The 25,530-nt window shown below is 64.9% G+C and carries 23 protein-coding genes; 11 read left to right on the top strand and 12 right to left on the bottom strand.

What is annotated here, in order from left to right; genetic code table 11:
• Positions 1-130: 130 nt before the first annotated feature.
• Together rcdA and AC5V87_RS05040 are read right to left on the bottom strand one after the other, a co-directional pair.
• Positions 131-640 (bottom strand): protease adaptor protein RcdA, encoded by a 510-nt coding sequence (gene rcdA / locus AC5V87_RS05045; RefSeq protein ID WP_456841070.1) that lies wholly within the window; start codon positions 638-640, stop codon positions 131-133.
• 529 nt (positions 641-1,169) lie between these two features.
• Positions 1,170-1,361 carry a DUF1192 domain-containing protein gene (locus AC5V87_RS05040; protein WP_027561141.1) on the bottom strand — a complete coding sequence of 64 codons (192 nt, stop codon included), beginning with the start codon at positions 1,359-1,361 and terminating at the stop codon, positions 1,170-1,172.
• Positions 1,362-1,482: 121 nt separating this feature from the next.
• Here AC5V87_RS05040 and AC5V87_RS05035 point away from each other — a divergent pair, with 121 nt between their 5' ends.
• The 3 genes from AC5V87_RS05035 to AC5V87_RS05025 all read left to right on the top strand — a co-directional run bounded on the left by AC5V87_RS05035 (position 1,483) and on the right by AC5V87_RS05025 (position 6,006).
• Positions 1,483-2,481: an NAD(P)H-quinone oxidoreductase gene (locus AC5V87_RS05035; protein WP_495370176.1), complete on the top strand. Its 999-nt coding sequence runs from the start codon at positions 1,483-1,485 to the stop codon at positions 2,479-2,481.
• A gap of 140 nt (positions 2,482-2,621) precedes the next feature.
• Entirely contained in the window at positions 2,622-5,498 is a 2,877-nt protein-coding gene (locus AC5V87_RS05030) for an EAL domain-containing protein (protein WP_456841072.1), read from the top strand.
• Positions 5,499-5,748: 250 nt separating this feature from the next.
• Positions 5,749-6,006 carry a hypothetical protein gene (locus AC5V87_RS05025; protein WP_456841073.1) on the top strand — a complete coding sequence of 86 codons (258 nt, stop codon included), beginning with the start codon at positions 5,749-5,751 and terminating at the stop codon, positions 6,004-6,006.
• Between the two features lie 45 nt (positions 6,007-6,051).
• Here AC5V87_RS05025 and AC5V87_RS05020 read toward each other — a convergent pair whose 3' ends face one another.
• A complete protein-coding gene (locus tag AC5V87_RS05020; RefSeq protein ID WP_027561145.1) occupies positions 6,052-6,315 on the bottom strand; it encodes a DUF7662 domain-containing protein in 264 nt (87 codons plus the stop codon).
• A 153-nt stretch (positions 6,316-6,468) separates the two neighbouring features.
• Here AC5V87_RS05020 and AC5V87_RS05015 point away from each other — a divergent pair, with 153 nt between their 5' ends.
• Complete coding sequence (locus AC5V87_RS05015) at positions 6,469-7,965, top strand: sensor domain-containing diguanylate cyclase (protein ID WP_456841074.1); 1,497 nt, start codon at positions 6,469-6,471, stop codon at positions 7,963-7,965.
• A gap of 112 nt (positions 7,966-8,077) precedes the next feature.
• Here the strand turns inward: AC5V87_RS05015 and AC5V87_RS05010 are convergent, their stop codons facing one another.
• Positions 8,078-8,953 (bottom strand): UTP--glucose-1-phosphate uridylyltransferase, encoded by an 876-nt coding sequence (locus AC5V87_RS05010; RefSeq protein WP_456841075.1) that lies wholly within the window; start codon positions 8,951-8,953, stop codon positions 8,078-8,080.
• 250 nt (positions 8,954-9,203) lie between these two features.
• Here AC5V87_RS05010 and AC5V87_RS05005 point away from each other — a divergent pair, with 250 nt between their 5' ends.
• Both AC5V87_RS05005 and AC5V87_RS05000 read left to right on the top strand, forming a co-directional pair.
• Positions 9,204-10,544: a lytic murein transglycosylase gene (locus AC5V87_RS05005; RefSeq protein WP_495370175.1), complete on the top strand. Its 1,341-nt coding sequence runs from the start codon at positions 9,204-9,206 to the stop codon at positions 10,542-10,544.
• A 150-nt stretch (positions 10,545-10,694) separates the two neighbouring features.
• Positions 10,695-12,404 carry an SGNH/GDSL hydrolase family protein gene (locus AC5V87_RS05000; protein ID WP_456841077.1) on the top strand — a complete coding sequence of 570 codons (1,710 nt, stop codon included), beginning with the start codon at positions 10,695-10,697 and terminating at the stop codon, positions 12,402-12,404.
• Between the two features lie 127 nt (positions 12,405-12,531).
• Here AC5V87_RS05000 and AC5V87_RS04995 read toward each other — a convergent pair whose 3' ends face one another.
• Positions 12,532-12,909 carry a CsbD family protein gene (locus AC5V87_RS04995; RefSeq protein WP_456841078.1) on the bottom strand — a complete coding sequence of 126 codons (378 nt, stop codon included), beginning with the start codon at positions 12,907-12,909 and terminating at the stop codon, positions 12,532-12,534.
• A gap of 60 nt (positions 12,910-12,969) precedes the next feature.
• Positions 12,970-13,707, bottom strand: coding sequence for an SDR family NAD(P)-dependent oxidoreductase (locus tag AC5V87_RS04990; protein WP_495370174.1), 738 nt, complete (start codon positions 13,705-13,707; stop codon positions 12,970-12,972).
• Positions 13,708-13,803: 96 nt separating this feature from the next.
• Here AC5V87_RS04990 and AC5V87_RS04985 point away from each other — a divergent pair, with 96 nt between their 5' ends.
• Together AC5V87_RS04985 and AC5V87_RS04980 are read left to right on the top strand one after the other, a co-directional pair.
• Positions 13,804-14,583, top strand: a complete 780-nt coding sequence (locus AC5V87_RS04985) for an SDR family NAD(P)-dependent oxidoreductase (RefSeq protein ID WP_495370173.1) — start codon at positions 13,804-13,806, stop codon at positions 14,581-14,583.
• A gap of 98 nt (positions 14,584-14,681) precedes the next feature.
• Positions 14,682-15,569 (top strand): TauD/TfdA dioxygenase family protein, encoded by an 888-nt coding sequence (locus AC5V87_RS04980; protein WP_495370172.1) that lies wholly within the window; start codon positions 14,682-14,684, stop codon positions 15,567-15,569.
• 218 nt (positions 15,570-15,787) lie between these two features.
• On the opposite strand, the gene AC5V87_RS04975 is transcribed toward AC5V87_RS04980, so the two are convergent.
• Positions 15,788-16,432 (bottom strand): YqgE/AlgH family protein, encoded by a 645-nt coding sequence (locus AC5V87_RS04975; protein WP_027561154.1) that lies wholly within the window; start codon positions 16,430-16,432, stop codon positions 15,788-15,790.
• Between the two features lie 141 nt (positions 16,433-16,573).
• On the opposite strand from AC5V87_RS04975, the gene AC5V87_RS04970 reads away from it, so the two are divergent.
• The 3 genes from AC5V87_RS04970 (at position 16,574) to AC5V87_RS04960 (ending at position 20,742) form a co-directional block, all read left to right on the top strand.
• Complete coding sequence (locus tag AC5V87_RS04970) at positions 16,574-17,413, top strand: protein-disulfide reductase DsbD domain-containing protein (RefSeq protein ID WP_456841081.1); 840 nt, start codon at positions 16,574-16,576, stop codon at positions 17,411-17,413.
• Positions 17,414-18,362: 949 nt separating this feature from the next.
• A complete protein-coding gene (locus tag AC5V87_RS04965) occupies positions 18,363-19,730 on the top strand; it encodes a flippase (protein ID WP_495370171.1) in 1,368 nt (455 codons plus the stop codon).
• A gap of 187 nt (positions 19,731-19,917) precedes the next feature.
• On the top strand, positions 19,918-20,742 hold the full coding sequence (locus tag AC5V87_RS04960) for a sulfite exporter TauE/SafE family protein (protein ID WP_456841083.1): 825 nt from the start codon (positions 19,918-19,920) through the stop codon (positions 20,740-20,742).
• A 132-nt stretch (positions 20,743-20,874) separates the two neighbouring features.
• Here the strand turns inward: AC5V87_RS04960 and AC5V87_RS04955 are convergent, their stop codons facing one another.
• The 5 genes from AC5V87_RS04955 to cysW all read right to left on the bottom strand — a co-directional run bounded on the left by AC5V87_RS04955 (position 20,875) and on the right by cysW (position 25,521).
• Positions 20,875-21,663, bottom strand: coding sequence for a 3-hydroxybutyrate dehydrogenase (locus AC5V87_RS04955; RefSeq protein WP_456841084.1), 789 nt, complete (start codon positions 21,661-21,663; stop codon positions 20,875-20,877).
• A gap of 1 nt (position 21,664) precedes the next feature.
• A complete protein-coding gene (locus AC5V87_RS04950) occupies positions 21,665-22,840 on the bottom strand; it encodes a DUF3734 domain-containing protein (RefSeq protein WP_495370170.1) in 1,176 nt (391 codons plus the stop codon).
• A 78-nt stretch (positions 22,841-22,918) separates the two neighbouring features.
• Positions 22,919-23,419 carry a CAP domain-containing protein gene (locus AC5V87_RS04945; protein ID WP_456841086.1) on the bottom strand — a complete coding sequence of 167 codons (501 nt, stop codon included), beginning with the start codon at positions 23,417-23,419 and terminating at the stop codon, positions 22,919-22,921.
• A gap of 166 nt (positions 23,420-23,585) precedes the next feature.
• The gene (locus tag AC5V87_RS04940; protein WP_495370169.1) at positions 23,586-24,620 is read right to left on the bottom strand and encodes a sulfate/molybdate ABC transporter ATP-binding protein; all 1,035 of its coding nucleotides are present in this window, start codon (positions 24,618-24,620) and stop codon (positions 23,586-23,588) included.
• Positions 24,610-25,521, bottom strand: a complete 912-nt coding sequence (gene cysW / locus AC5V87_RS04935; protein WP_456841088.1) for a sulfate ABC transporter permease subunit CysW — start codon at positions 25,519-25,521, stop codon at positions 24,610-24,612. The genes AC5V87_RS04940 and cysW overlap by 11 nt, the downstream gene beginning before the upstream one ends.
• Between the last annotated feature and the right edge of the window lie 9 nt (positions 25,522-25,530).

Genomic DNA, 25,530 nt, shown 5'->3' with positions numbered 1-25,530 from the left:
ATGCAAAGCATCGCGCCGGAGCCTCGAAGGATGAACGGCCGAGATGCAGCCGGGCCGTCGCCCTTCGAGGGCCGCTGAAGAAGCGGCCACCTCAGGGTGACGGTTCGACGTTGAGGAACGACGACAGAGCTTACCGCTCGAACGCGGCCTTGAGCGCGTTGAGGTGCGGCACCAGCGGGTTTCCGATTGCGGCGTGGTCGGTCGGCGGGGTGTGGATCGAGGTGTCGAGACGGCGGACGCGTGTCTGCAGGCTCATCGAGCGGTGGATCAGGTCCTGGAGCTGGGCCGGCAGCTTCTCGATGGTGTCAGCGGGGCCGGGATCGGCGGCGGTGAGCTTGACCTTGGTCTTCTCGCGGTTGGCCTGGACCAGCGTCATCTCGCCTTCCTTCACCGCGCGGTGCAGCAGCAGCCAGGAGGCGAGCTGCATCAGGCGGGTGGTGAGGCGCATGCTCTCGGTCGCGTAGGTCAGGCTGACGGCACGGTCGAGCGCCTTGGCCTCGGTGCGGCCGGCGCCGTCGAGATAGGAGGCGGTCTCTTCGACGAGGTCCATGCCCTCGCGGAACAGCGCGCCGAACGCCGCAGAATTGGTGAACCGCTCGCTGAGTTGAACGAGAGCGCCGTCGGCCTGCAAACGTTCCATGGTTAACGCCCCTTACGCAACTGTTTACCCACCCGGCTTTTGGCGCCGGCTTATGATGAACAAATCATTGCGCGGGCGAAGCGCGGAGTCCAGCGGCAAGCGCGGATATGGTTTCTGCGGGTCTTTCCTCGGAATTCAACCGATGGGAGAGGCAAAAAAAGAGCCGCCGGAGACCGGCGGCTTTGAAAGTTGATAACAGGGAGGCGTCAAACAGAGTGGACAGGAGCCACTCGGTGTCCAAAGAGGACGTTCCAGTCATAAAACGAAAAGCTTAATCCGGAGTAAACGAGCTAATTTTTTGAGGGTTCGTTAGCCATGTCGGCCAGAGGCCGAGTGCGACGCGGAACGATCTTCCCGCCGTCATTCCGGGGCGCGACGAAGTCGCAAGCCCGGAATGCGAAGATGTGGCCCCTCACTATCGTGCCCGTTTCGACGTCCTGTGGTTATCGATTCCAGGCTCGGCGCTACGCGCCCGCCCCGGAATGACGGCGGGGAGAGATCGCACCACGCGCGCCAAGTCACTCACATCCTATGACTTGAAAAAGCTGTTCGCCGCATCGCGCGAGGCGCGCTTCTTGGTGGCGGCTTCTTCGAGCCTGGCGATCTCGGTCTTGAGCAGAGCCACACGTTCGGTCAGTTCCTCCACTGACAAGAGTGAGAGATCCTGTCCGATTTCATGGCTGATCTTCTTGCGCGGGCGGTCGTCGTCCTCGATCGGCATGCTCGTTCCTCCTGGGTTCGTCCCACCTGCAGCTAACCTGCAGCTGAGGCGGTTGCCAGCTTCGGCCGCGCTGGCTAAGCAAAGGCCTCGCTCTTCCCGCACCTTTGCTCAAGGACACATCATGGACAAGCTGCCCGCGCAAATGACCGTGGTCGCCATCTCCAAGCCCGGCGGACCGGAGGTGCTGGTGCCGGAACAACGCCCTGTGCCGCAGCCCGGTCCGGACGAGATCCTGGTCAAGGTCGAGGCCGCCGGCGTCAACCGGCCCGATGTGGCGCAGCGCTCCGGCGCCTATCCGCCGCCGCCCGGCGCCAGCGATCTGCCCGGCCTCGAGATCGCCGGTGAGGTGGTTGCGGTCGGCAGCAACGCCAAGCGGCACAAGATCGGCGACAAGGTAATGTCGCTGGTCGCCGGCGGCGGCTATGCGCAGTACTGCATCGCGCAGGACGCCCAGGCGATGAGCGTGCCGCCGGCCTTGTCGATCAAGGAAGCCGGCGCGCTGCCGGAAACGTTGATGACGGTCTGGCACAACGTGTTCGAGCGCGGCGGCCTGAAGGCCGGCGAGACGCTGCTGATCCATGGCGGCTCCTCCGGCATCGGCACCATGGCGATCCAGCTCGCGAAAGCGTTCGGCGCAAAAGTGTTCGTCACCGTGGGATCGCAGGACAAGGTCGATGCCTGCCTCAAGTTGGGCGCCGACCGCGCCATCAATTACAAGACCGAGGACTTCGTCGCTGTCGTCAAGGAAGAGACTGGCAAGGCCGGTGTCAATCTGATCCTCGATATGGTCGCCGGCGACTATGTGGATCGAAACTATGACGCCGCCGCGGTCGACGGCCGCATCGTCCAGATCGCGACCCTCAACGGCCCCAAGATCACCGCCAATATCGCCAAGGTGATGGTCAAGCGCCTCACACATACCGGCTCGACGCTGCGCCCCCGTAGTAATGCGGACAAGGCAGCGATGGTGGCCGCGATCGAAGCGAAAGTGATGCCGCTTTTGCGCGAAGGCCGCGTCAAACCGGTAATGGACAGCTCTTTCCCGCTGGAAAAGGCGGCCGATGCGCACCGGCGCATGGAGACGAGCGCACATATTGGCAAAATTGTGTTGGAGGCCTAGGCCGCTGACCCACAGGGGACGGCGGAAACCCTTTGATTTTCCTCGCTTTCGTGGCATCTATCGCGACGCGCCGAACCACTTCCGGTCCGGTCTGAAATCGTCTTGCACTCGCAATTTGCGTCGAACGCGGAGAACTGACCTTGCGTCTGATCAGGTGCCTCGCGCCCATCGCGCTGGGCCTCATGATTCTTGTCGCCGCGTCCCCTGCACGCGCGCTGGATGCTGTCAGCGTCCGTAGTGACGCGCCCGCGATCGACCTCACTGGCGTGCTCGAACATCAGCGCAGCGACGCCGACCGCATCCAGGTTTCGACCGCGCCCGGCACCGACGGCATCGTTCGCCGCATCGAGGTGCGCGCCCGCGAGGGCGGCGTGAACTGGGTGGTGTTCGCGCTCGCCAACAACACCGACGACCAGCTCGACCGCCTGATCGTCGCCCCGCACTATCGCATCGTCTCATCGGGCCTGCTCTGGCCCGACCTCGGCCTGTCGCGTATCGCAACCATCACGCCTTCGATCGGCGACCGGCCCGAACGTCAGGAAAGCGCAACCGCGGACGTGTTCCGCATCACGCTCGATCCGGGCGCCGTTGTCACCTTTGTCGCCGAGCTGCGCACCGACAAGCTGCCGCAGCTCTATCTGTGGGAGCCGGAGGCCTACAAGGACAAGGTCAACTCGTTCACGCTGTACCAGGGCATCGTGATCGGCATCTCCGGGCTTCTCGCCCTCGTGCTCACGATTCTGTTCGTGGTGAAGGGCAGCATCATGTTCCCGGCCGCCGCGGCGCTGGCCTGGGCGGTGCTGGTCTATATCGGCGTCGATTTCGGCTTCTGGGGCAAGGTGCTCGACATGTCGAACAACGCCGAGCGCATCTGGCGCGCGGCGGGCGAAGCGATATTGGCGGCGACGCTGCTGGTGTTCCTGTTCGCCTATCTCAACCTCAGTCGATGGCATGTGCGCTATTCGCACATCACGGTGGGCTGGCTGGCGTTCCTCGGCTCCCTCGTCGCACTCGCGCTGTTCGATCCGGCTGTCGCCTCCGGCATCGCCCGCATCTCGCTGGTGCTGATCGCCTTCGCCGGTTTTGCGCTGATCGTCTATCTCTCCACCCACGGCTTCGACCGCGCGGTGCTGCTGATCCCGACCTGGTTCCTCCTGGTGGTCTGGGTGGTCGCGGCCGGCATGACGGTGGCGGGCTCCGTCACCAACGACATCGTCGGCCCTGCCCTGCTCGGCGGCCTCGTGCTGATCGTGATGCTAATCGGCTTCACCGTCATGCAGCACGCCTTTGCCGGCGGCGGCGCCAGCACCGGCGTCGTCTCCGACATCGAGCGGCGCGCGCTGGCGCTGGCCGGCTCCGGCGATCTGATCTGGGACTGGGACGTCTCCGCCGACAAGGTCTTCACCAGCCCCGAGACCGAGGCCCTGCTCGGCCTCAAGCGCGGCACGCTGGAAGGGCCCGCGGCCTCGTGGCTCGAGGTGCTGCATCCGCTCGACCAGGATCGTTTCCGCGCCGCGCTCGACAGCGTCCTGGACCAGCGCCGCGGCCGCCTGGTGCAGGACTTCCGCCTGCGCACGCCGGACGGTCATTTCATGTGGTTCGCCCTGAAGGCACGCCCGGTGGTCGGCTCGGACGGCGAAGTCTCGCGTGTGGTCGGCACGCTCACCGACGTCACTGAGCTGCGCAACGCCGAGGAACGCCTGCTGCACGATTCCGTGCACGACAATCTCACCGGCCTGCCCAACCGCAAGCTGTTCATAGACCGGCTCGGTGCGGTCGCGCATTTCGCCAAGACCATGCCGACGCTCCGGCCGACGCTGATGGTGATCGACCTCGACCGCTTCAAGCAGGTCAACGATTCCGTCGGTATCGCGGTCGGCGATTCCATCCTCCTGACGCTCGCCCGCCGCCTCACCCGCATCCTGAAGCCGCAGGACACGCTGGCGCGACTCGCCGGCGACCAGTTCGGCCTGATCCTGCTGTCGGAGCAGGACCCGGCCCGCATCACCGCCTTCGCCGAGACCATCCGCAAGACCATCCGCGCGCCGATCGCCTTCAACGACCGCGAGATCTTTTTGACCGCCTCGATCGGCCTTGCGCTGTCCGATCCGCAGGTTCAGCTGACGGACGAGATCATCAAGGACGCCGAGCTTGCGATGTATCACTCCAAGCGCATCGGCGGCGACCGCATCGACGTCTACAAACCGGCGATGCGCGCGCGGAAGACCGACCGGCTGACGCTGGAGAGCGAGCTGCGCCGCGCCATCGAGCGGCAGGAGATCACCATCCTGTACCAGCCGATCGTGCGGCTGGAGGATCGCTCGATCGCCGGCTTCGAGGCGCTGTCGCGTTGGGATCACCCGAAGCTCGGGCGCATGGCGCCGTCGGAATTCATCACCATCGCCGAGGAGACCGGTCTGATCGTCGACCTCGGCATGTTCGTGCTCGACCAGACCGCAAAGCAACTCTCGGTGTGGCAGCGCGCGATGCGCTCGCGCGAGCCGATCTTCGCCTCGGTCAACGTCTCCTCGCGGCAGCTGCTGCGCCACGATCTGATCCACGACGTCCGCACCGTGCTGTCGCGCTCCTCGGTGGCGCGCGGCACGCTCAAGCTGGAATTGACGGAATCGCTGGTCATGGAGAATCCGGAGCACGCAGCCCAAATGCTGACGCGCATCCGCGAGCTCGGCACCGGCCTGTCGCTCGACGATTTCGGCACCGGCCACTCCTCGCTCGCCTACCTCCAGCGCTTCCCGTTCGACACCATCAAGATCGACCAGTCCTTCGTCCGCACCACCAGCCGCGGCACGCGGCCGGTGATCCTGAAATCGATCATCGCGCTCGCGCACGATCTCGGCATGGACGTCGTCGCCGAAGGCGCCGAGACCGATTCCGACGCGGTCGAGCTGTACCAGATGGGCTGCGAATACGCGCAGGGCTTTGCCTTCGGCGAGCCGATGGACGCAGACGCGGCGATGCGGCTCTTGACGGAAGTGCGGCTGGAAGCGGCGAGCTAGCCTCCCTCCCCTTGTTGAGGCCGCCGCAAAGCGCGGGGGTGAGGTGCCGATGAGGCCCTGCTTGATCCAGATCAATGGGCCGCGGCCCAGCTACCGCAAAAATGGCGCAGAGCATTCGATCCAGAACGGTCCAGAACGGTTAAATCATCGAGGCCGTTGGGCTCGCCGCTGTCGTTCTCGGCGCGCCCACACGCGTCAAGCGCAACGGCTAGAATGAGCCGACCAAGCGCGTCCTTCTCAGGAGTTACGGATGACCCGGCACCTTTTCCACGCGATCACCCTCATAGGCACCGGAATGTTCCTCGCCTCGTCGGCCGAAGCCGTGACGGCGGCGCGATGCGAGGATCGAGGCGCAAACTGCATCGGCACATGTGCCATCTACACCGGCGGGGCCGGTGACTTTCGGGGCCGCCAGAACGTGTGCATGCGCGCCTGCGACCAGCAGACGACCAGATGTCTGATACGAGCACACGCCGAAGATGAACGCTGGTCCCGGTGGCGCCAATGAAACGACCTTCCCTCCAGAGGAGGGCAGCAGCGTCGCTCGCCGCACCTAGCGGCGCCGGTCGTTCTTTCGCTTCGTAAACCGCACGCTCTGGCCGTCCGGCATCCGCGTCGCCACGAAGCCGGCGGCGAGGCAGGCTTCGCGCTGCGGCATCTGGATGTCGGGGCTGCGCAGGCTGTCCCACCACGAGGCGCGGTTCGCCGCGCGCGGCAGGGCCGCGCCGATGATCTCCTCGATCTGTTCGAAGGTCAGGACGAATTCGGCCTGCTTCTGCCGCATCAGATAGTCGCGCAACGCATCGTAGTCGTTCACAATCGTCCTCTCGTCAGGGCTAGGTCTCTTCACACGAGACCTGCCGAAAAACGCTAGCCCATTAAACCGATTCTTAACTCATCGCGGCTTCGCCGTCGCGGCTTAAACACTACGCAAGCTTTCGGGCGCATCCATCAGGGTCGGGAGCAAGCGATGCTGTCTGGATGGCGCGAAGTCACGGCCCGCCGGCCGTGGCGCATTTCGGCGAAGCTGCTGATCATTTCGTCCGTCGTGACGGTGATCGGCTTTTCCGCCATTTGCGTCAACGTCATGCTGGACATGCGGCGCGGCGAGGAGGCGCTCGCCCGCCAGACGCTGGAGAACCTCACGACGACCATCGAGTCCGACATCAGCCGCAACATCGAGGTCTACGATCTGTCGCTGAAGGCGGTCGCCAGCAACATGCTGCTGCCCGAACTCGCCACGGTTTCCAAGCCGATCCGTCACCTGATCCTGTTCGACCATGCGGCAACGGCGAAGCATTTCGGCGCCATCCAGGTGTTCGATGCCGACGGCCGGCTGACCATCGACGCCTCCACGCTCGATCCCCTGCCGGAGAACCGCGGCGAGGAGGATTACTTCACGGTCCATCGCGACAATCCCGGCATCGGGCTCTTCATCAGCCGGCCGATGCTGTTCCGCGGCGCCTATTCGATCGTGCTGAGCCGGCGTATCAGCGACAACGACGGCGGTTTCATGGGTGTCGTCGCCGGCTCGATCCGCTTCAGCTATTTCCACGAATTGTTCGAGCGGCTGAGCCTCGACGCGGACGACACCATCACCGTTCTCAAGCGCGATCGCACCATCATGATGCGGCGGCCGTTCGATCTCGACATCATCGGCAAGAATTTGAACGGGCGCCAGACCTGGAAGCCCGGCAATCTCCGGGTTGGCACCGCCTATTCGGGGCAGGGCCCGGTCGATCCGACGCCCAGGCTCTATGTCCGCAGCGCCGACAACGGTCCGCTGTTCGTGGTGGCGGGCAAGCCGCTCGCGGCGGTGTTCGCGCTCTGGCAGAGGGAGGCGTTTCGCATCGGTGCCGTGGTGCTGGCGCTGGCGCTGTTCATGCTGGCATCGACGCTCGTGCTCGCGCGCGAGATCGGCCGGCGCGCCACGGCTGAACGCAAGCTCGAGGAGATGGCGACGACGGATGCGCTCACCGGCCTGAAGAATCGGCGCAAGTTCGATTCGGTGATCGACGTCGAATGGCGGCGCGCGATGCGACAGAAGACGCCGATCGCGCTCCTGATGATCGATGCGGATCACTTCAAGGCCTACAACGACACGTTCGGCCACCAGGCCGGCGACCAGGTGCTGGTCGGCATCGCCATCTGCATCTCGGATTCGGTGAGCCGCGCCGGCGATTGCGCCGCGCGTTATGGCGGCGAGGAATTCGCGGTGCTGCTGCCGAATACCTCGGCCACCGACGCGTTCAAGGTCGCCGAGAGCATCCGCGCCAAGGTGCAGGGCTGGTCCGATGACCAGGCGACATCGACCGTGTCCTGCGGCATCGCCAGCCTGGTGCCCGCGAGCGGCATGGACTGGTCGATCCTGGTCGCCGCCGCCGACAAGGCGCTCTATGCGGCGAAGGCAGGCGGGCGCAACCAGTCGGTGGTCGCGAGCCTGCCGAAGCTGTCGCTGGTGGCGTGAGGCTAGGCAGTCATTCCGGGGCGATGCGAAGCATCGAACCTTGAATCTCGAGATCCCGGGTTCGGTCCTGCGGACCGCCCCGGGATGACATCGAAGGCGTGCGCCTTCGATGTCACTGCCCCAGATACTTCTTCATCTCCGCGATCAGCCCATCGCGCAGCTCGGGGCGCTTCAGGGCGTAGGCGATGTTGGCGCGGAGGAAGCCGGGCTTGGAGCCGCAATCGTGGCGCTCGCCCTCGAACTCGACTCCGTAGAATTTCTGCGTCTTGGCGAGGCCGATCATGGCGTCGGTGAGCTGGATCTCGCCGCCGGCGCCGCGTTCCTGGGTCTCCAGGATCTTGAAGATCTCGGGCTGGAGGATGTAGCGGCCGGTGATCGAGAGATTGGACGGCGCGGTGCCCTTGGCGGGTTTCTCCACCATGCCATCGACCTCGAACATCTTGCCGTTGCGCTTGCCGACGCCGCAGATGCCGTATTGATGGGTGAGATGGTCGGGCACGGCCTCGACCGCGATCAGATTGGATTTCTCGCCGAGCGAGGACGCCGTCTCGATCATCTGCTTCAGGCAGCCCGGCGTGTTGAGCACGAGCTCGTCCGGCAGCACCACTGCGAACGGCTCGTTGCCGACGATGTCGCGCGCGCACCAGACCGCGTGGCCGAGCCCGAGCGGCGCCTGCTGGCGGGTGAAGCTGACCGCGCCGGCATCCGGCTGGTTCTGCGCCAAAATCTCCTGCTCGGCCTTCTTGCCCCGCGCGGCCAGCGTGGTGTCGAGCTCGAACATCCTGTCGAAATGATCTTCGATGACATTTTTATTGCGGCCGGTGACGAAGATGAAGTGCTCGATGCCGGCTTCCTTGGCCTCGTCATACACGTACTGGATCAACGGTTTGTCGACGATGGTCAGCATTTCCTTCGGCATCGCCTTGGTGGCGGGCAGGACGCGGGTGCCGAGGCCGGCGACGGGGAATACGGCTTTGCGAATCTTCATGGGATTGATCGAATACCTGAGGAAGGGAGCAATGGTATCTTGCTAGCTTGTTTGCAGCCGCCAACAAAGGCGGATGTGGGGCCTCCCGCTCGCAGAGTTAAGAAAAAATCAGCCACCAAAATTTCACCTTTGTTAAGCTATTGGCAACCGTCGCCAGGCCTCCTGAAGGGCGGATTTTCGGCCGGACGGACAGGATATGACGCAATCGATGGCAGCACTGGCGAAACGTGCCGGATCTTTGATCGGAGTGATGATTGCCGCTGCAATACTGCTGCCGGCCAGCGTGAACGCCCAGTCGCAAAACGGCCTGTCGAACCTGTTCGGCGGTATCTTCTCCGGCTCGAACCCTGCCCCATCGCAAGCCCCGCCCGGGCCCGGCGGCGCGCAAACCGGAGTCCAACCCTGGAGCGGCGAGGACGGCGCCTCCGGCCATCCGCTGATGACGGCGGCGGCGATCCGCGAGGCGGCCTCCAATTTCGACAATTGCGTTGCGGGGATGTGGCCCGATGCCGCACGGCGCGGCATCACCCAGGAGAATTTCCAGCGCTTCACCGCCGGGCTCTCGCCCGACCTGCGCATCATGGACCTGATGGACTCGCAGCCGGAATTCACCAAATCGATCTGGGACTATCTCGACATTCTCGTCAACGACAACCGCCTCGCGAAGGGCCGCGAAGTCCTTGCCAAATACAAGGCGCAGTTCGACGCCACCGAGAAGGCCTATGGCGTCGATCGCTACATCATCGCCGCGATCTGGGGCATCGAATCCAACTACTCGACGCAGATGGGCGACCGCAGCGTGCTGCAATCGACCGCGACGCTCGCCTGCATCGGCCGCCGCCAGGCCTATTTCAAGGATGAGTTCCTCTCGGCGCTGGAGATCCTCAACCGCGGCGATCTCAGGCCTGAGCAGATGCGCGGCTCCTGGGCCGGCGCCTTCGGCCCGACCCAGTTCATGCCGACCGCGTTCAAGCGCTTTGCCGTCGACGGCGACGGCGATGGACGGCGCGACGTCGTCGACAACCCCACCGATCTGATCGCCTCGACCGCCAACAATCTGAAGAAGGACGGCTGGCAGTCGGGACAGAGCTGGGGCTTCGAGGTCGTGGTGCCCCAGGGCTTCAACTACATGCTGGCCGATCGCGCCAAGACGATGACGATCGCGCAATGGGAGAAGCTCGGCCTCAAGCGTGCGACGGGCCAGCCCTTCCCGCATCCAGCGGAAAAAGCCTATCTGCTGGCGCCGGCGGGCGCGCAAGGCCCGAGCTTTCTGATGCTGCAGAACTACCGCGTCATCATGAAGTACAACCCGGCCGAGGCCTATGCGCTGGCGATCGGCCATTTCGCCGATCGGCTGCGCGGCGGGGAGCCCTTCGTGCAGCCCTGGCCGCGCCAGGAGCGCGAATTGTCGCGGAGCGAGCGGCTGGAGCTTCAGCAGTTGCTGGCCCAGCGCGGCTTCTACAAGGGCACTCCTGACGGCCAGTTCGGCGGCCAGACAAGGGAAGCCCTGCGCAACTTCCAGGCCTCGATCGGGCTGCCTGCGGACGGGTTTGCCACCTCCGACGTGCTGGACCGGCTGCGCGGGCGGTAAAAACGGCCCGAAAGTAACCCTGAGCGGCGATTCTGGCCGATCCGCGGTGTATGGCGCCAAGAATTTGCAAGAGAATTTGCCCGTTTGGCGCCCGATTCCGTTATTATATCGAGCCTATCCCAGACCCCCGTTGCGCGCGCCCGAGATCGCATGTCGAAGCCAAAATCCTTCTTGAAGGCGCTGACCGAGACCGGCCCGTTGATCGCGCTGGGGACGGCGCTTGCGATCCTGGTCTCGATTGCGGGACCCGCCTCGGCGCAGTTCTTCAACTTCCCCGGCTTTGGCGGTCCGCCGCAGCGCCAGGCTCCGCCACCGCGCCAGGGCGGAGGCGGCGGCTGGTTCGGTGGTGATTTCTTCGCGCCGTTCCAGCAGCCACAGCAGCAGGCCCCGCGTCAGGATTTTTCGCGCGCGCCGGCACCGGCCAAGCGCGACACCACGCCCGACAAGAACGTGCTCGTGATCGGCGACGCCATGGCCGACTGGCTCGCCTATGGCCTGGAAGACGCCTACACCGAGCAGCCCGACATGGGCGTGATCCGCAAGCACAAGACCACCTCCGGCCTGATCAAGTACCAGCCGAAGGGCGAGCCCTCGGATTGGGCGGCGGCTGCGAGGGGCATTCTCGAGACCGAGAAGCCTGACGTCATCGTCGTCATGCTCGGCCTCAATGACCGCACCTCGATCCGCGAGCCGGTTGTCGACAAGTCGGACAAGGACAAGAAGAACGACAAGGGTGCGCGCGCCAAGCCACAAGGAAAAGGTGACGCAAAGCCCGGTGAGACCAAGCCCGGCGACGCCAAGCCGGACGCCGCCGCCAAGCCCGACGACAAGCCGGCCGATAGCGATCTGCCGCAAGACGATGCCGACAACGCCGATACGCCTGCGGCCGCGCCGGAAAAGACCGCGCGCAATCCCAACGGCGTCTATGAGTTCCGCGACGAGCGCTGGGTCGAGCTCTACGGCAAGAAGATCGAGGAGCTCGCGAACGTCCTCAAGGCCAAGGGCGTGCCGGTGCTCTGGGTCGGCCTGCCCGCGATCCGCGGCCCCAGGGGCACCGCCGACATGCTGTTCCTGGATTCGCTGTACCGCGAGGGCGCGGCCAAGGCCGGCATCACCTATGTCGACGTCTGGGACGGCTTCGTCGACGAAGCCGGCCGCTTCCTCCAGAAGGGCCCGGACTTCGAAGGCCAGATCCGCCAGCTGCGCAGCGGTGACGGCGTCTATTTCACCAAGGCCGGCGCACGCAAGCTCGCGCACTATGTCGAGCGCGAGATCACGCGGCTCTTGGCGGGCCGCTCCGGCCCGATCGCGCTGCCGAGCGAGCCGGCGACGCCCGACACCAGCGCCGAGCCCGGCAAGCCGGCGCCGCGGCCGCTGGCCGGCCCGATCGTGCCGCTGGTTGCGGCCTCGATCTCGACCGATCAGTTGCTGGGCGGCCCGGGCTCACGTCCCGCCGCCGTCGATGCGCTCGCTGCGAAGACGATGGTGAAGGGCGAGCCGCTGACGGCCCCCGCCGGCCGCGCCGACGATTATGCCTGGCCGCGCCGCGAAGTCGGCCGCGAGCAGGCCAAGGGCGATACGCCGATGGCGGCGACGACGCCTGAAGGCAGTGCCGCGCCGGGCTCGGCGGGGACGGGCGCCGCCGCCGCGATCGCGCCGCCGAAGCTCGCACCGAAAAAGCCGCCGCCGCCGCCACAGCAGCCGGCGCAGGCTGCGCCATCGTTTCGCGATTTCTTCGGCTTCGGCTCGCCGCAGCCAGCGCCGCGTCAAATGGCACCGGCGCCGCGCAATCCGAATCCCAACCCCGCGATCCCGCGCCCGCCTGGCAATGTCGGACGCTCGGCGGAGATATTCCGGTAGCTTGCTGAGTTGATGTCAGATGTCATTCCGGGGTGCGCGTAGCGCGAACCCGGAATCTCGTGCCGCAACGTCTGGATTCCGGGTTCGCCGCGCAGGCGCGGCGCCCCGGAATGACGTGGCAGATAGCTCAGCCGTAGTAGCGCCAGCGCGACGGCGGAGGACGACGCGCGGGACGCGACATCAGCAGCGCAAGTGCGAAGCCGATACCGCCGGCGACCAGCAGTGCGCCGAGCGGATTGTCCTGCACCTTCTTCGACAGCGCCTGTGTGCCATCGCGGAAGGTGTCGCCGCTGTTCTCATATGCGTCCTTGGCGTAGCTCGTCGCAGTGTCCGCGGCGTCGCGCACCGCATCCTTGGCCTGGCCGTAGAGATTCTGCACCGTGCCTGCGGCCTCGCGGGCCTTTCCCGACGCCTGCGTCTTGGCATCGCCTGCCATCTCTCCGACCGCGCCTTCTGCGCGTCCGGCATATTCCTTCGCCGATCCGACTATCCGATCCGTGTCCATGATGCTCCTCCTCGGGGTCAACCCAAGTAACCGATCAGGCGCGGCGGGGTTCCAGCGGGGCTAGAGAATGAGCCCCCCGTCGACGACCAGCGTCTGACCGATGATGTAGGACCACAGCGGCGAGGCCAGGAAGAGCGCGGCGCCCGCCATGTCGCCCGGCGTGCCCAATCGCCGCAGCGGAATGCGCGACAATGCGCCTTCGAGCCGCTTGGGGTTGTCCGTCGTCACCTTCGTCATCTTGGTGTCGACGAGGCCCGGCGCGATGCCGTTGACGCGGATGCGGTCCTCGGCCCAGGCTTCGCCCAGCGTGCGCGTCAATCCGACCGCGCCGGCCTTCGAGGCATTGTAGGCGGGATTACCCATGGTGGAGTGATAGGCCGCGGTCGAGGACACCATGATCAGCGCGCCCTTCGCGTCCCGCAACATGGAATGGAATCGCGTGGCGCACGCCATCAGGCTCATCAGATTGACCTCGACGACCTTACGGAATCCGCTCATCTCGAACTCGCCGCGGCGGTAGATCACGGCTCCTTGCGCCAGCACCAAGATGTCGAGCCGGTCGAAGGACGGCGTGAAAGCCTCGACGGCACTTGGGTTGCTGACGTCGAGCTGCGCATAAGCAAGACCGGTGAGATCGGAGCCTTCCGCCGTCGAATATTCCGTTGCGTGAGCACGCGTGCCGCAAACTGCAACGCTAGCGCCCCTCGTACGAAAGGCCTGCGCGATGCCGTTGCCAATGCCGCTGGAACCGCCGACGACCAGCACCTGCTTGCCTGAGAAATCGAGCTCGTTCGCCATCGCGGCCTCCCCTTTTGTTTTGCTTGTTTGACCTGTCTGCGGATCGATGCCAGCCTTGTCAATCATAACAACAAGCAAGACGCCGCGAGGAACAGCATGTCCGACTCTAGAGAGCTCAGCCGGTCGGTGAAGGGCCTGACCGTTCTCGTCACCGGCGCGGCCAGCGGCATGGGACGCGCGACCGCGCGCGTATTCGCGAGCGAGGGCGCGAAGGTTGCCGTCACCGATCATGACGAGCAAGGCGCGCTATCGGTTGCGGAGCAGATTGCGGCAAGCGGCGGCGCGGCGAAGGCGTGGAGGCTCGACGTTGCCGATGCCGGCGAGATCAAGCGCGTGGTCGGTGATGTCGCCATGCATTTCGGCGGGCTCGACATCGTCATCAACAATGCCGGCATCTCCGTGCGCGTCGCGATCGATGATGAGACTTATGAAGACGCCTGGGCCAAGGCCATCGCAGTGATGCTGACGGCGCATCCGCGCATCATCCGCGCCGCGCTGCCGCATCTGCGCAGGTCGAAGAGCCCGCGCATCGTCAACATCGCCTCGACCGAGGCGCTCGGCGCCACCGCGTTGCACAGCCCCTATTCGGCGGCGAAGGGGGGCGTGGCGAGCCTCACGCGCTCGCTCGCGGTCGAGCTCGGCCGCGAGGGCATCACCGTCAACTGCATCTGCCCGGGGCCGATCCGCACCGCGATCACCGACCGCATCTCGGAGGAGCACAAGACCATCTATGCCAAGCGCCGCACGGCACTTGGCCGCTACGGCGACCCCGAAGAGGTCGCACATATGACGCTGAGCCTGTGCCTGCCGGCGGCATCGTTCCTGACCGGCGCGGTGATCCCGGTCGACGGCGGATTGATGGCGCGGAACGCGTGAGAGCCATGCGCCGCGAGCGTTGACAACTCCGAGTGCGGGAGTAGCTTTTTCGTCAGCAGAGCGGGACCAACCGCTCGCGGCCCGCGGGAGAGAACGCCATGACGATCGCCATCCGGCAGCTTCAGAAGCATTTTGTCGGCGAGGTTTCCGGCCTCGACCTGCGCAAGCCTCTCACACCGGATGAGGCGCGCGAGATCGAGGCCGCCATGGACAAATACGCGGTGCTCGTCTTCCACGACCAGGACATCACCGACGAGCAGCAGATGGCGTTTGCGCTCAACTTCGGCCAGCGCGAGGATGCGCGCGGCGGCACCGTAACCAAGGAAAAGGATTACCGGCTCCAGTCCGGTCTCAACGACGTCTCCAACCTCGATAAGCACGGCAAGCCGCTCGCAAAAGACAGCCGCACGCATCTGTTCAACCTCGGCAACTGCCTGTGGCATTCCGACAGCTCCTTCCGCCCGATTCCGGCAAAATTCTCGCTGCTGTCGGCGCGGGTGGTGAACCCGAAGGGCGGCAACACCGAATTCGCCGACATGCGGGCGGCCTATGACGCGCTCGACGAGGAGACCAAGGCGGAGATCGACGACCTCGTCTGCGAGCATTCGCTGATGTATTCGCGGGGATCGCTCGGCTTCACCGAATACACCGACGAGGAAAAGGAGATGTTCAAGCCGGTGCTGCAACGGCTGGTGCGCACCCATCCCGTGCATCGCCGCAAGTCGCTGTACCTGTCATCGCACGCCGGCAAGGTCGTCGGCATGAGCGTGCCGGAAGGACGGCTCTTGCTGCGCGATCTCAACGAGCACGCGACACAAGCAGAGTTCGTCTACGTCCACAAATGGAAGCTGCATGACCTCGTGATGTGGGACAACCGCCAGACCATGCACCGCGTCCGCCGCTACGATCAGTCCCAGCCTCGCGACATGCGCAGGGCGACTGTGGCGGGGACCGAGCCGACGGTGCAGCAGCAGGCGGCGGAGTAGCGTGGCGAACACTGCCGTCGTGTCCCGGACAAGCGCAGCGAAGCGGAGCGCCGATCTGGGACCCCAGCACGAGCGCTTGCGCTCGTCGCGGTAACCGCAGCAAGTGGTTTGGCGAGGGCTCGGAGTTATCAGCCTGCGCAACAACTCCTCGCTGGGGTTGTGGGTCCCCGCTTTCGCGGGGACGACACCGGAGGGTGTTGTGGCAGCGATTACGATAACTACGCATGGCCCGCCTCGTTCGAGAGCATGCCGGGGTCGATGCCGATCTTGCGCAGCGCCCGGCCGTATTTCTCTTCGACGTCGTCGCCGAAGATCAGGTCGGCATCCGCGTCGCAATGCAGCCAGCCGTTGCTCTGGATCTCGGTCTCGAGCTGGCCCGGCGCCCAGCCGGCATAGCCGAGCGCGAGGATCGCGTGCTTGGGGCCGGAGCCGTTGGCAATCGCGCGCAGGATGTCGACGGTCGCGGTGAGGCAGACGCCGTCGTCGATGCGCAGCGTTGCCTTCTCGATGTAGAAGTCGCTGGAATGCAGCACGAAGCCGCGGCCGGTGTCGACGGGGCCACCCTGCAATACCTTCATGGTTTCGGCATTCCCGGGCAGCTTGATGTGCTCTCCCTTCTTGATGATGCCGAGCTGCTGCAAGAGCTCGGGAAAATCGATGCTGCCGGCCGGCTGGTTGACGATGATGCCCATCGCGCCCTCGGCCGAATGGGCGCAGAGATAGATCACCGAACGCTCGAAGCGGGAGTCACCCATCACGGGCATTGCGATCAGGAGCCGGCCGTCGAGATAACCAGCCGAGCTGGGGAGCGCAGGGCCTGCGCTGCGGGTGCTTTCGCCCGTCCTTTTGCCTGTAGGAGCCATGGTGAAGCACTCCGGTTTCAATTCCTATCCTGATGTCGGGCCGGGCCGCTGTCAAATCAAGGCTTGCAGAGACCTGATTCAAGTGCATCCATCACAAGCAATTCAATGGTTTGGCCCGGGGTGCCCCTGTAAAGACGTGCCATGCTGACAAGAGTTCCCCTGCGTGCGGCGATTGGCGTCGCGACAACCTTGCTTGCGTCGTCCCTGGCGTTGACAGCCCAAGCTGATGACGCATCGCCCTGGCAGCGTGACGAACATTCCGCGGTGCGGCTGCTCGCGGGCTCGCGCAGCGGTGCCGTCCTGCTCGGCGGTATCGCCTTCCAGATCCAACCCGGCTGGAAGACCTATTGGCGCATGCCGGGCGATTCCGGCGTTCCGCCGCGGTTCGACTTCTCGAAGTCGGATAATGTCGAAGCGGTGACGGTGATGTGGCCGGCGCCGCAGAAATTCGACGACGGCGCCGGCGGCCATTCGATCGGCTATCACGACCAGATCGTGCTTCCCCTGCGGATCGTGCCCAAGGCGCCGGACAAGCCGGTGACCTTGCGCGCCGAGATCAACTACGCCGTGTGCGAGAAGCTCTGCATTCCCGTCGAGGCGAGCGCCGAGCTGGGCTTCAACAATGTCGCCTCGACCGAGGACGCGAACCTGCGGGCTGCGCTCGACACGGTACCGAAGCCGGCCAATATCGGCGATCCCAATCCGCTGACCATCCGCGACGTCAAGCGCGACGGGCCCAAGAACGTGGTGGTCGACGTGGTCGCGCCGGATGGCCGTGACGTCAACCTGTTCGTGGAAGGGCCGACGCCCGACTGGTCGTTGCCGATCCCCGCACCGGTCGAGCCCAGCCCGCCCGGCGTGAAGCGCTTCTCATTCGAACTCGACGGGTTGCCGCCGGGCGCCAGGGCCGAGGGCGCAGCGCTGAAGTTCACGCTGGTTGGGCCGGAGAAGTCGTACGAGTTCAATACGAACCTGGATTGATGTTTCCCGATCGTCCCCGCTCCCGTGCACGATTGCACACGAGAACGTGTACTCGAGAAGGTGCAGACGTCAGCCTCTGACCCTCAAGCGAAATCTCACGATCAACCAAAGTATTACTGTTGCTGGACCAGAGCAGTCTCAATTTTAGCGATGCCGAAGCAGCATGGTCAGTCTCGCAAGCGTCGTATAGGCTCTGCCAAACGTGGCATCCAGCGCCACGTCCAACCGCAAGGAGCAAGCCATGATGAATCTAAGGATTCTTGGCGCCGCCGTGATTGCGGCATCCGCCCTGTACAGTTCTGCTGCACCAGCGCAGCGGGCTCTCTCCAATCCGGACCTCTGCCAAGCTGAATTCGCCAACTGCACGGGTCTTGGAACCGGCAGTACCCCCACCGGCCCTCGATATCGGCAAGTATCTCGGCGAACGGCGTCTCAACAGCCGGCGCCAGTAACGGGTCCCCTCGGGGGCACGGCCAATCCCGGCAACTGGGGCAATTCCTACGCCATGTACGGCGGCGGCGGCGGTTACGGGTGGAACGGCAGCTGGAGTCAGTATGCTGCCCGCAACGGCATCGTGTGCAGGCCCGGCACCAATTACAAGGGTGCTGACGGTCTCCAGCATCTCTGCCAATAGCCCCATCCACTCCGAGGTTACAACAGGCGGCCGCAAAGGGCCGCCTGTTTCATGCCAGACCGTGGTTCTCAGCTTGGAGACGCCAGGCGCTTGTCTTCCAGCTGATGGTCGCTGGCCCTCTCGGCAGAGCGCTCACCTCATACGCGCCCTGACCACAGCGCCAGCTCATGCGCACGTGCCCAGGCCGGGACAACATCGTTGACCCAACCGTATCTTAACGAATGGTTGCTAGGTCAAAGGCTGCCGCAGCATGCGGAACGCTTGCTACGGGGCGTTTGCTACGGGACGCTTGCTACGGGCCTTGGGGATCTCGATGTGGCTGTGATGGATGCAGAGCCAGCAACGACCGGACCGGCCGGACTGATCGCGCGGTTGAGGGCTAAGCTGACCGGCGGATCGAGCGAGGCGTCGCTGACGCGGCGGCTGGCGGGCACCATCTTCATCATCCGCGTGATCAGCGCCGGTCTCGCCTATGTCTCGCAGGTGCTGCTGGCGCGCTGGATGGGCACCTCCGACTACGGCATCTATGTCTATGTCTGGACCTGGGTGCTGCTGCTCGGCAGCATGATGGATTTCGGCATCTCCGCCTCCGCGCAGAAGATCATCCCGGAGTACCGCACCAGCGGCGAACATGCGCGGCTGCGCGGCTTCCTCTCCGGCAGCCGCTGGCTGGTCTTTGCCATCTCCACGCTGATGTCGCTTGGCCTTGCCGGCATGGTCGGGCTGCTGTCACCCTGGATCGATCCGGCCGAAGCGCTGCCGCTCTATATCGGCTGCATGACGTTGCCCGCCTTCGTCGTTGCCAATGCCCAGGACGGCATCGCACGCTCGCATGACTGGATGCAGCTCGGTCTGATGCCGCAATTCATCATCCGCCAGGCGCTGATCATCGGCATCACGGCCGCGGCCTTCCTGCTCGGCTATCATCTCGGCGCGGTGGCCGCGATGGTCGCAAGCGCAGGCGCGGTGTGGATCGCGATGGCCGGGCAGATGGTGGTGCTGAACCGCAAGCTCGCTGATCACATCGAGCCGGGACCCAAGGCCTACGACGTCAGTGGCTGGCTCGCGGTGTCGTTGCCGATCCTGCTGGTGGAAAGCTTTTACCTGCTCTTGTCCTACACCGACGTGCTCGTGCTGCAGCAGTTTCGCCCCTCCGACGAGGTCGGCGTGTACTTCGCGGTGGTGAAGACGCTGGCGCTGGTGTCCTTCGTTCACTACGCGATGTCGGCGACGACGGCGCATCGCTTTGCCGAGTACAACGCACTCGGCGACAAGGCGCGGCTCTCAGCTTATGTGGCGCACGCCATCAGCTGGACGTTCTGGCCGTCGCTGGCGGCGACCATCGTGCTGCTCGCGCTTGGCAAGCCGCTGCTCTGGCTGTTCGGCCCGCAATTCGTAGTCGGCTCCGACATCATGTTCGTCGCCGCGATCGGCCTGGTGGTCCGCGCCGCGATCGGCCCGGTCGAGCGCCTGCTCAACATGCTCGGCCAGCAGAAGATCTGCGCCCTCGCCTACGCGCTGGCTTTCCTGATGAACGTCGTGCTCTGCATCGCCCTGGTGCCGCGCTACGGCGGCCACGGCGCGGCTGCCGCGACCTCGATCTCGCTGACTTTCGAGACCGTGCTGCTGTTCTGGATCGTGCGGCAGCGGCTGGGCCTGCACGTGCTGGCGTTTGGAAAATAGGCGTTACGGACCTGCCGGCGCCAGGGAACGGCCATTTCGCGGCACGGCTGGCTTGGAGGCGAAACTCCTACCATCTTCCGCTCTGCAGCACGATTCTTCTTATTCCATCCAAGTAGTTGCGCTCCAGGGAAAGTTTATTCTACGTCATATTGCCCAACCGACGAGATAAACCTAAGATTCCCCGCATATGATCGACCCGCTCTATGTCGCCTCCGGATTTGGCGTCGGCCTGCTTGTCGGGATGACCGGCGTGGGCGGCGGCTCGTTGATGACCCCGCTCTTGATCCTGCTGTTCGGCATCCATCCCTCGACCGCCGTCGGCACCGACCTGCTCTATGCCGCCGCCACCAAGACCGGCGGCAGCGTGGTGCATGGCTGGTCGCGCAGCGTGCACTGGCCGGCGGTGCTGCGGCTCGCCTGCGGCAGCATTCCGGCGAGCGCGCTGACGCTGCTGGTGCTGTGGAAGCTCGATCTCAGAAGCGATGCCGAGCGCAGCCTCGTCAACCTCGTGCTGTGCTTTGCGCTGCTGCTGACCGCGACCTCGCTGATCTTCCGCAAATCGATCATAGAGCGCTACCGCAAGCGCCTCGAACGCGTTGACGAGCGCACCACCGCGATCGCGACCGTCCTCACCGGCATCGTGCTCGGCGTGCTGGTTTCGATCTCGTCCGTCGGCGCCGGCGCAGTCGGCGTCACCGTGCTGCTGCTGCTCTACCCGCGGCTGCCGATGGCTAACATCGTCGGCTCCGACATCGCCCACGCGGTGCCGCTGACGCTGGTCGCGGGCGCCGGACACTGGCTGCTCGGCTCGGTCGATTGGGGGCTGATGGGCGTTCTGCTGCTGGGCTCGCTGCCGGGCATCATCCTCGGCAGCTACAGCGCGACGCGCGTGCCCGAGACGGTGCTGCGCGCCGCGCTCGCCTGCGTTCTCGTCGTGGTCGCCGGCAAGATCATGTTCGCGGAGTTGAACTTGTCGTCCGCCATCGTGACGGCACTGGCCTGGAGCCATTGAGCGGGAGGCTTGCGCCTCGCCCTCGCTCTCGGTGGGCAAAGGGAAGCGTGCCCACCAAACTCGGCGAGAATGCGCGCGGTGCGAAATGGTGGGCACGGCGCGATGCGCCCTTGCCCACCCGGCACCGGGCCATTACTCCGCGGTCCAGCCGCCGTCGATCGACAGGTTGGTGCCGGTGATCTGCGCGGCGTCGTCGCTGCACAGGAACAGGGCGAGCGCTGCGACCTGCTCGGAGGTGACGAACTCCTTGGTCGGCTGCGCGTCGAGCAGCACGTCATTGATGACCTGCTCGCGCGTCAAATTGCGGGCCTTCATGGTGTCGGGGATCTGCTTCTCCACCAGCGGCGTCCAGACGTAGCCGGGGCTGATGCAGTTGCAGGTGATCTTGTGGGTCGCGACCTCGAGCGCCACGGTCTTGGTCAGGCCGGCGATACCGTGCTTGGCGGACACATAGGCCGACTTGAAGGGCGAGGCGACCAGCGAGTGCGCCGAAGCCGTGTTGATGATACGGCCCCAGCCCTTCTTCTTCATGCCGGGGACAGCAGCGCGGATGGCATGGAAAGCCGAGGACAGGTTGATCGCGATGATCTGGTCCCACTTCTCGATCGGGAATTCCTCGATCGGCGAGACGAACTGGATGCCGGCGTTGTTGACGAGGATGTCGACCGAGCCAAACGTCTTCTCGCCGAGCGCGATCATCTGCGCGATCTCGGCCGGCTTGGTCATGTCGGCGGGCGAGTAGACCGCCTTCACGCCGAAATCGGACTCGATCTTGGAACGCTCCTTCTCGATGTCCTCAGGGGAGCCGAAGCCGTTGATGACGACATTGGCGCCGGCGCCGGCGAAGGCGCGCGCATAAGCAAGCCCGATACCGCTGGTCGAACCGGTCACGACGGCGTTCTTGCCTGAGAGAGTACCCATGTTATTCGCTCCTTTTTGCCGGGGGCGCGGTGACGTCCCCCGTGAGATCGTAGGTCACCATGGTCTCGCCGGACTGCGGCTTCTCCAGCCAGTCCTTGTGGCGCATCGACAGATGCACGTCGCGCACGCCGGCTTCCCAATGCTCGACCATGGCGACATGCGAGAAGTCGTAATCCTTGGACGAGGATTCGTAGTTCTTGCTGCGATAGATCAGGTGCACCACCGTGACGGTGCTCTCACGTGCCGCCTTCGAAAGGAATTCGACCGAAGGATCATTCTTGAGATAATCGGGCAACTTGGAAATCAGGTCGCGCACCGCTCTGCGGGCGTTGTGGATCTGCTTGTTCTTGTCGGTGTTCATCCGCGTGCGGCTGGAATAGCGAATGTCCTTCTCGCGCTCGGCCGCTTCCAGCAGCGAATTCGGCAGGTCGCCGCGGGCGCTGAACAGGTCGACCTGGAAGATCAGCATGTCGCGCGCGAGCTCGGCATCGAGCACGTAGTCGAGCGGGGTATTTGAGGCGATGCCGCCGTCCCAGTAATGCTCGCCCTCGATGACGACGGAGGGAAAGCCGGGCGGCAGCGCGCCGGAGGCCATGATGTGCTCCGGGCCGATTTTCTTGCCGAGCTTCTTGAACTCGTAATTGTCGAAATATTTGAAGTTGCCGGAGGTGACGCCGACGGCGCCGACCGACAGGCGCGTCTTGAGGTCGTTGATGCGGTCGAAATCGACCAGCCGTTCCAAAGTCTTCTTCAGCGGCGCGGTGTCGTAATAGCTTTCGGCTTCGCGATGGCCGGGCGGCCAGAGCGGCGCGGGCGGCACGCGCGGGACGAAGAAGCCGGGCACGCCGAAGGTCGCGATCAAAGCGGCGCTGGTCGAGTTGAACAGCTCGCGGCTGTGATTGCTCTTGCCGATCGGCTTCCACGGCACCGGTGCGGACACCATCTCCCAGAATTCCTTCAGCCGCTCGACGCGGGTGTGGCCCTCGTTGCCGGCGATGATGGCGGCGTTGACGGCGCCGATCGAGATGCCGGCGACCCATTCCGGCTCGAAGCCGTAGCCGCACAGCGCCTGATAGGCGCCGGCCTGATACGAGCCGAGCGCGCCGCCGCCCTGGAGGACCAGGACACGTTGCGCATTCGCGGGGACGCTGGCGGATTCCGGGCTATGATCGGTCATGCGGGAACAATAGCAAAAGACGAGCCACCGTGGCGACAGTCGGTCACCGCGTCAATGCATCCCGGGATCAAGTCTGGCTTATCGGTCCGTCGAGGCCAGGATCATGGTCCAGAACACCTTGTATTTGGTGCCGGGAGCATAGCTCGCCGCAATGCCCAATTTTGTGACACCGTTCTTGAGCATGTTGGCACGGTGCGGAGGCGAGTCGCGCCAGCCGGAAAACGCTTCCGCCAGCGTATGATAGCCGGCCGAAATGTTCTCGACCGCCACGGTCGCGGGATAGCCGCCGGTGGCGAGGCGCTTGGCCAACGGCGCACGGACGTCGTGGTCCATCTTGTTGGCCGCCGCCATGGCCTGGGACTGGGATTCGGCGAGCCGCATCAAATCGGGATCGACCACGACCGTGCCGAGCATGTTGTTCTGGCGGTATTGCGAGATCATAATCGCGGCTGCCTGCGCATCGAGCTGGGCCCCGGGGACGGCCATGTCGGCATACATCGACGGCTGCTGGACCGGCACCTCATTGCCGGCGCAGCCGGCGAGAAGCAAAAGAATGAGAATTGCGGCCGCAGCGCGCATGGATCGGGGCCCCCAAATGAGGGGGCCGTTGTTGCATACCAACCGTGGCTGAAAGGTGAATTTTGAGGAAAATCGACGCAAGTCGTTCCGGGGCGATGCGAAGCATCGAACCCGGAATCTCGAGATTCCGGGTCTGGTCCTTCGGACCATCCCGGAATGACGGACGTTAGCCCGCAAAGATCCTGTAGCGCCTCGGCTCGAGGCCGATGGTATCGCCGGCGCGGAGTTCCTTGTCGCGGGGAGCGTCGATCTCGATGGTTTCGCCGCCTGACAATGCGATCTCCGCGCGCTGCACCGGACCAAAATTGCGGACGTGCTGGACCGCGCCCTCGAATGCGCCGCTGCCGGGCGGGCCGACCAGCATGTCATGTCGCCGCACGAACAGTTTTGACGCGCCAGGCACAAGCCCGTCCGCGGCGAGGGCGAGCGGCCGGTCGCCGAGCCTGATCACGCCGCCATCGACCTGCACCGGCAGCTCGATGGATTCGCCGATGAAGCCGTGGACGAAGGCGGTCGCGGGCGTCTCGTAGACGTCGTCGGGCGAGCCGATCTGCTCGATCTTGCCCTTGTCCATCACCACGACGCGGTTGGCGACTTCGAGCGCCTCCTCCTGATCGTGGGTGACGAAGATCGAGGTGACGTTGATCTCGTGATGCAGCGAGCGCAGCCACCTTCGCAGCTCTTTCCGCACCTTGGCATCCAGCGCACCGAAGGGTTCGTCGAGCAGCAGGATGCGCGGCTCGATCGCGAGCGCGCGAGCAAGCGCGATGCGCTGGCGCTGGCCGCCGGAGAGCTGGCTCGGATAACGGTCGGCAAGCCAGTCGAGCTGCACCAGATCGAGCAGCTCCTTCACCCGCGCACGGATGGTCGCTTCGTCCTTGCGGACGGCGCGCGGCTGCACGCGCAGGCCGAAGGCAACGTTCTCGAACACGCTCATGTGGCGGAACAGCGCGTAATGCTGAAACACGAAGCCGACGTGCCGCTCGCGCGCGCCCTGCGCCAGCGCGTCCTCGCCGTTGAAGGAGACTTCGCCGGAATCCGGCCAGTCGAGGCCGGCGATGATCCGCAGCAAGGTGGTCTTGCCGGAGCCGGAGGGACCGAGCAGCGCCAGCAGCTCGCCATTGTCGACCCTGAGGTCGACGCCATCGAGCGCGGCAAAGCTGCCGAACTTCTTGACGAGATTTTTGACTTCAATGGTCATTGACGTCGTGTCCTTCGTCGAGGTGACGTTCGAGAATTGTCTTGGCGACCAGCGTGATCAGCGCCAGCATCGCGAGCAGCGAAGCGATCGCGAACGCGGCGACGAACTGGTACTCGTTGTAGAGGATCTCGACCAGGAGCGGCATGGTGTTGGTCTCGCCGCGGATATGGCCCGAGACGACGGAGACCGCGCCGAACTCTCCCATCGCGCGTGCATTGCAGAGCAGGACGCCGTAGAGCACGCCCCATTTGATGTTGGGCAGCGTGACGCGGAAGAAGGTCTGCAGGCCCGAGGCGCCGAGCGAGATCGCGGCCTCCTCTTCCTGTGTGCCCTGCTCCTGCATTAAGGGGATCAGCGCGCGCGCCACGAACGGAAAGGTCACGAAAGTCGTGGCGAGCGCGATGCCGGGCACCGCGAACAGGATCTGGATGTCGTGATCCCTGAGCCAGCCGCCGAAATAGCCCTGCGCGCCGAACAAGAGCACGAAGACGAGGCCGGAGATCACCGGGCTGACCGAGAACGGCAGGTCGATCAGCGTGATCAGGAAGGTCTTGCCCGGGAAATCGAACTTCGCAATCGCCCATGCCGCCACGAGGCCGAAGACGAGATTGAGGCCGACCGAGATCGCCGCGACGATCAACGTCAGCTTGATCGCCGCCATCGCCTCCGGCTCGCCGAGCGCGGCGAAATAGGCGAGGATCCCTCGCGAGAAGGCTTGTGCGAACACCACGACCAGCGGCAGCACGACGAAGACGGAAAGGAACAGCACCGCCAGCGAGATGATGATGGCGCGCACCGCGCGTGGCTCGGTCCGCAGGCTGTCCTGCGCTGCGGCAGCGTGGGCCCGCGCCCGTGCATCGGGCGACGTCAGCGACACGGTATCCGCAATCTGCATCGTCATCGCATCCTC

Source organism: Bradyrhizobium sp. SOJA106 (genome assembly GCF_059448745.1).
The sequence above is the reverse complement of the archived record's forward strand: the minus strand, read 5'-3'. Positions and strand labels throughout refer to the sequence as shown.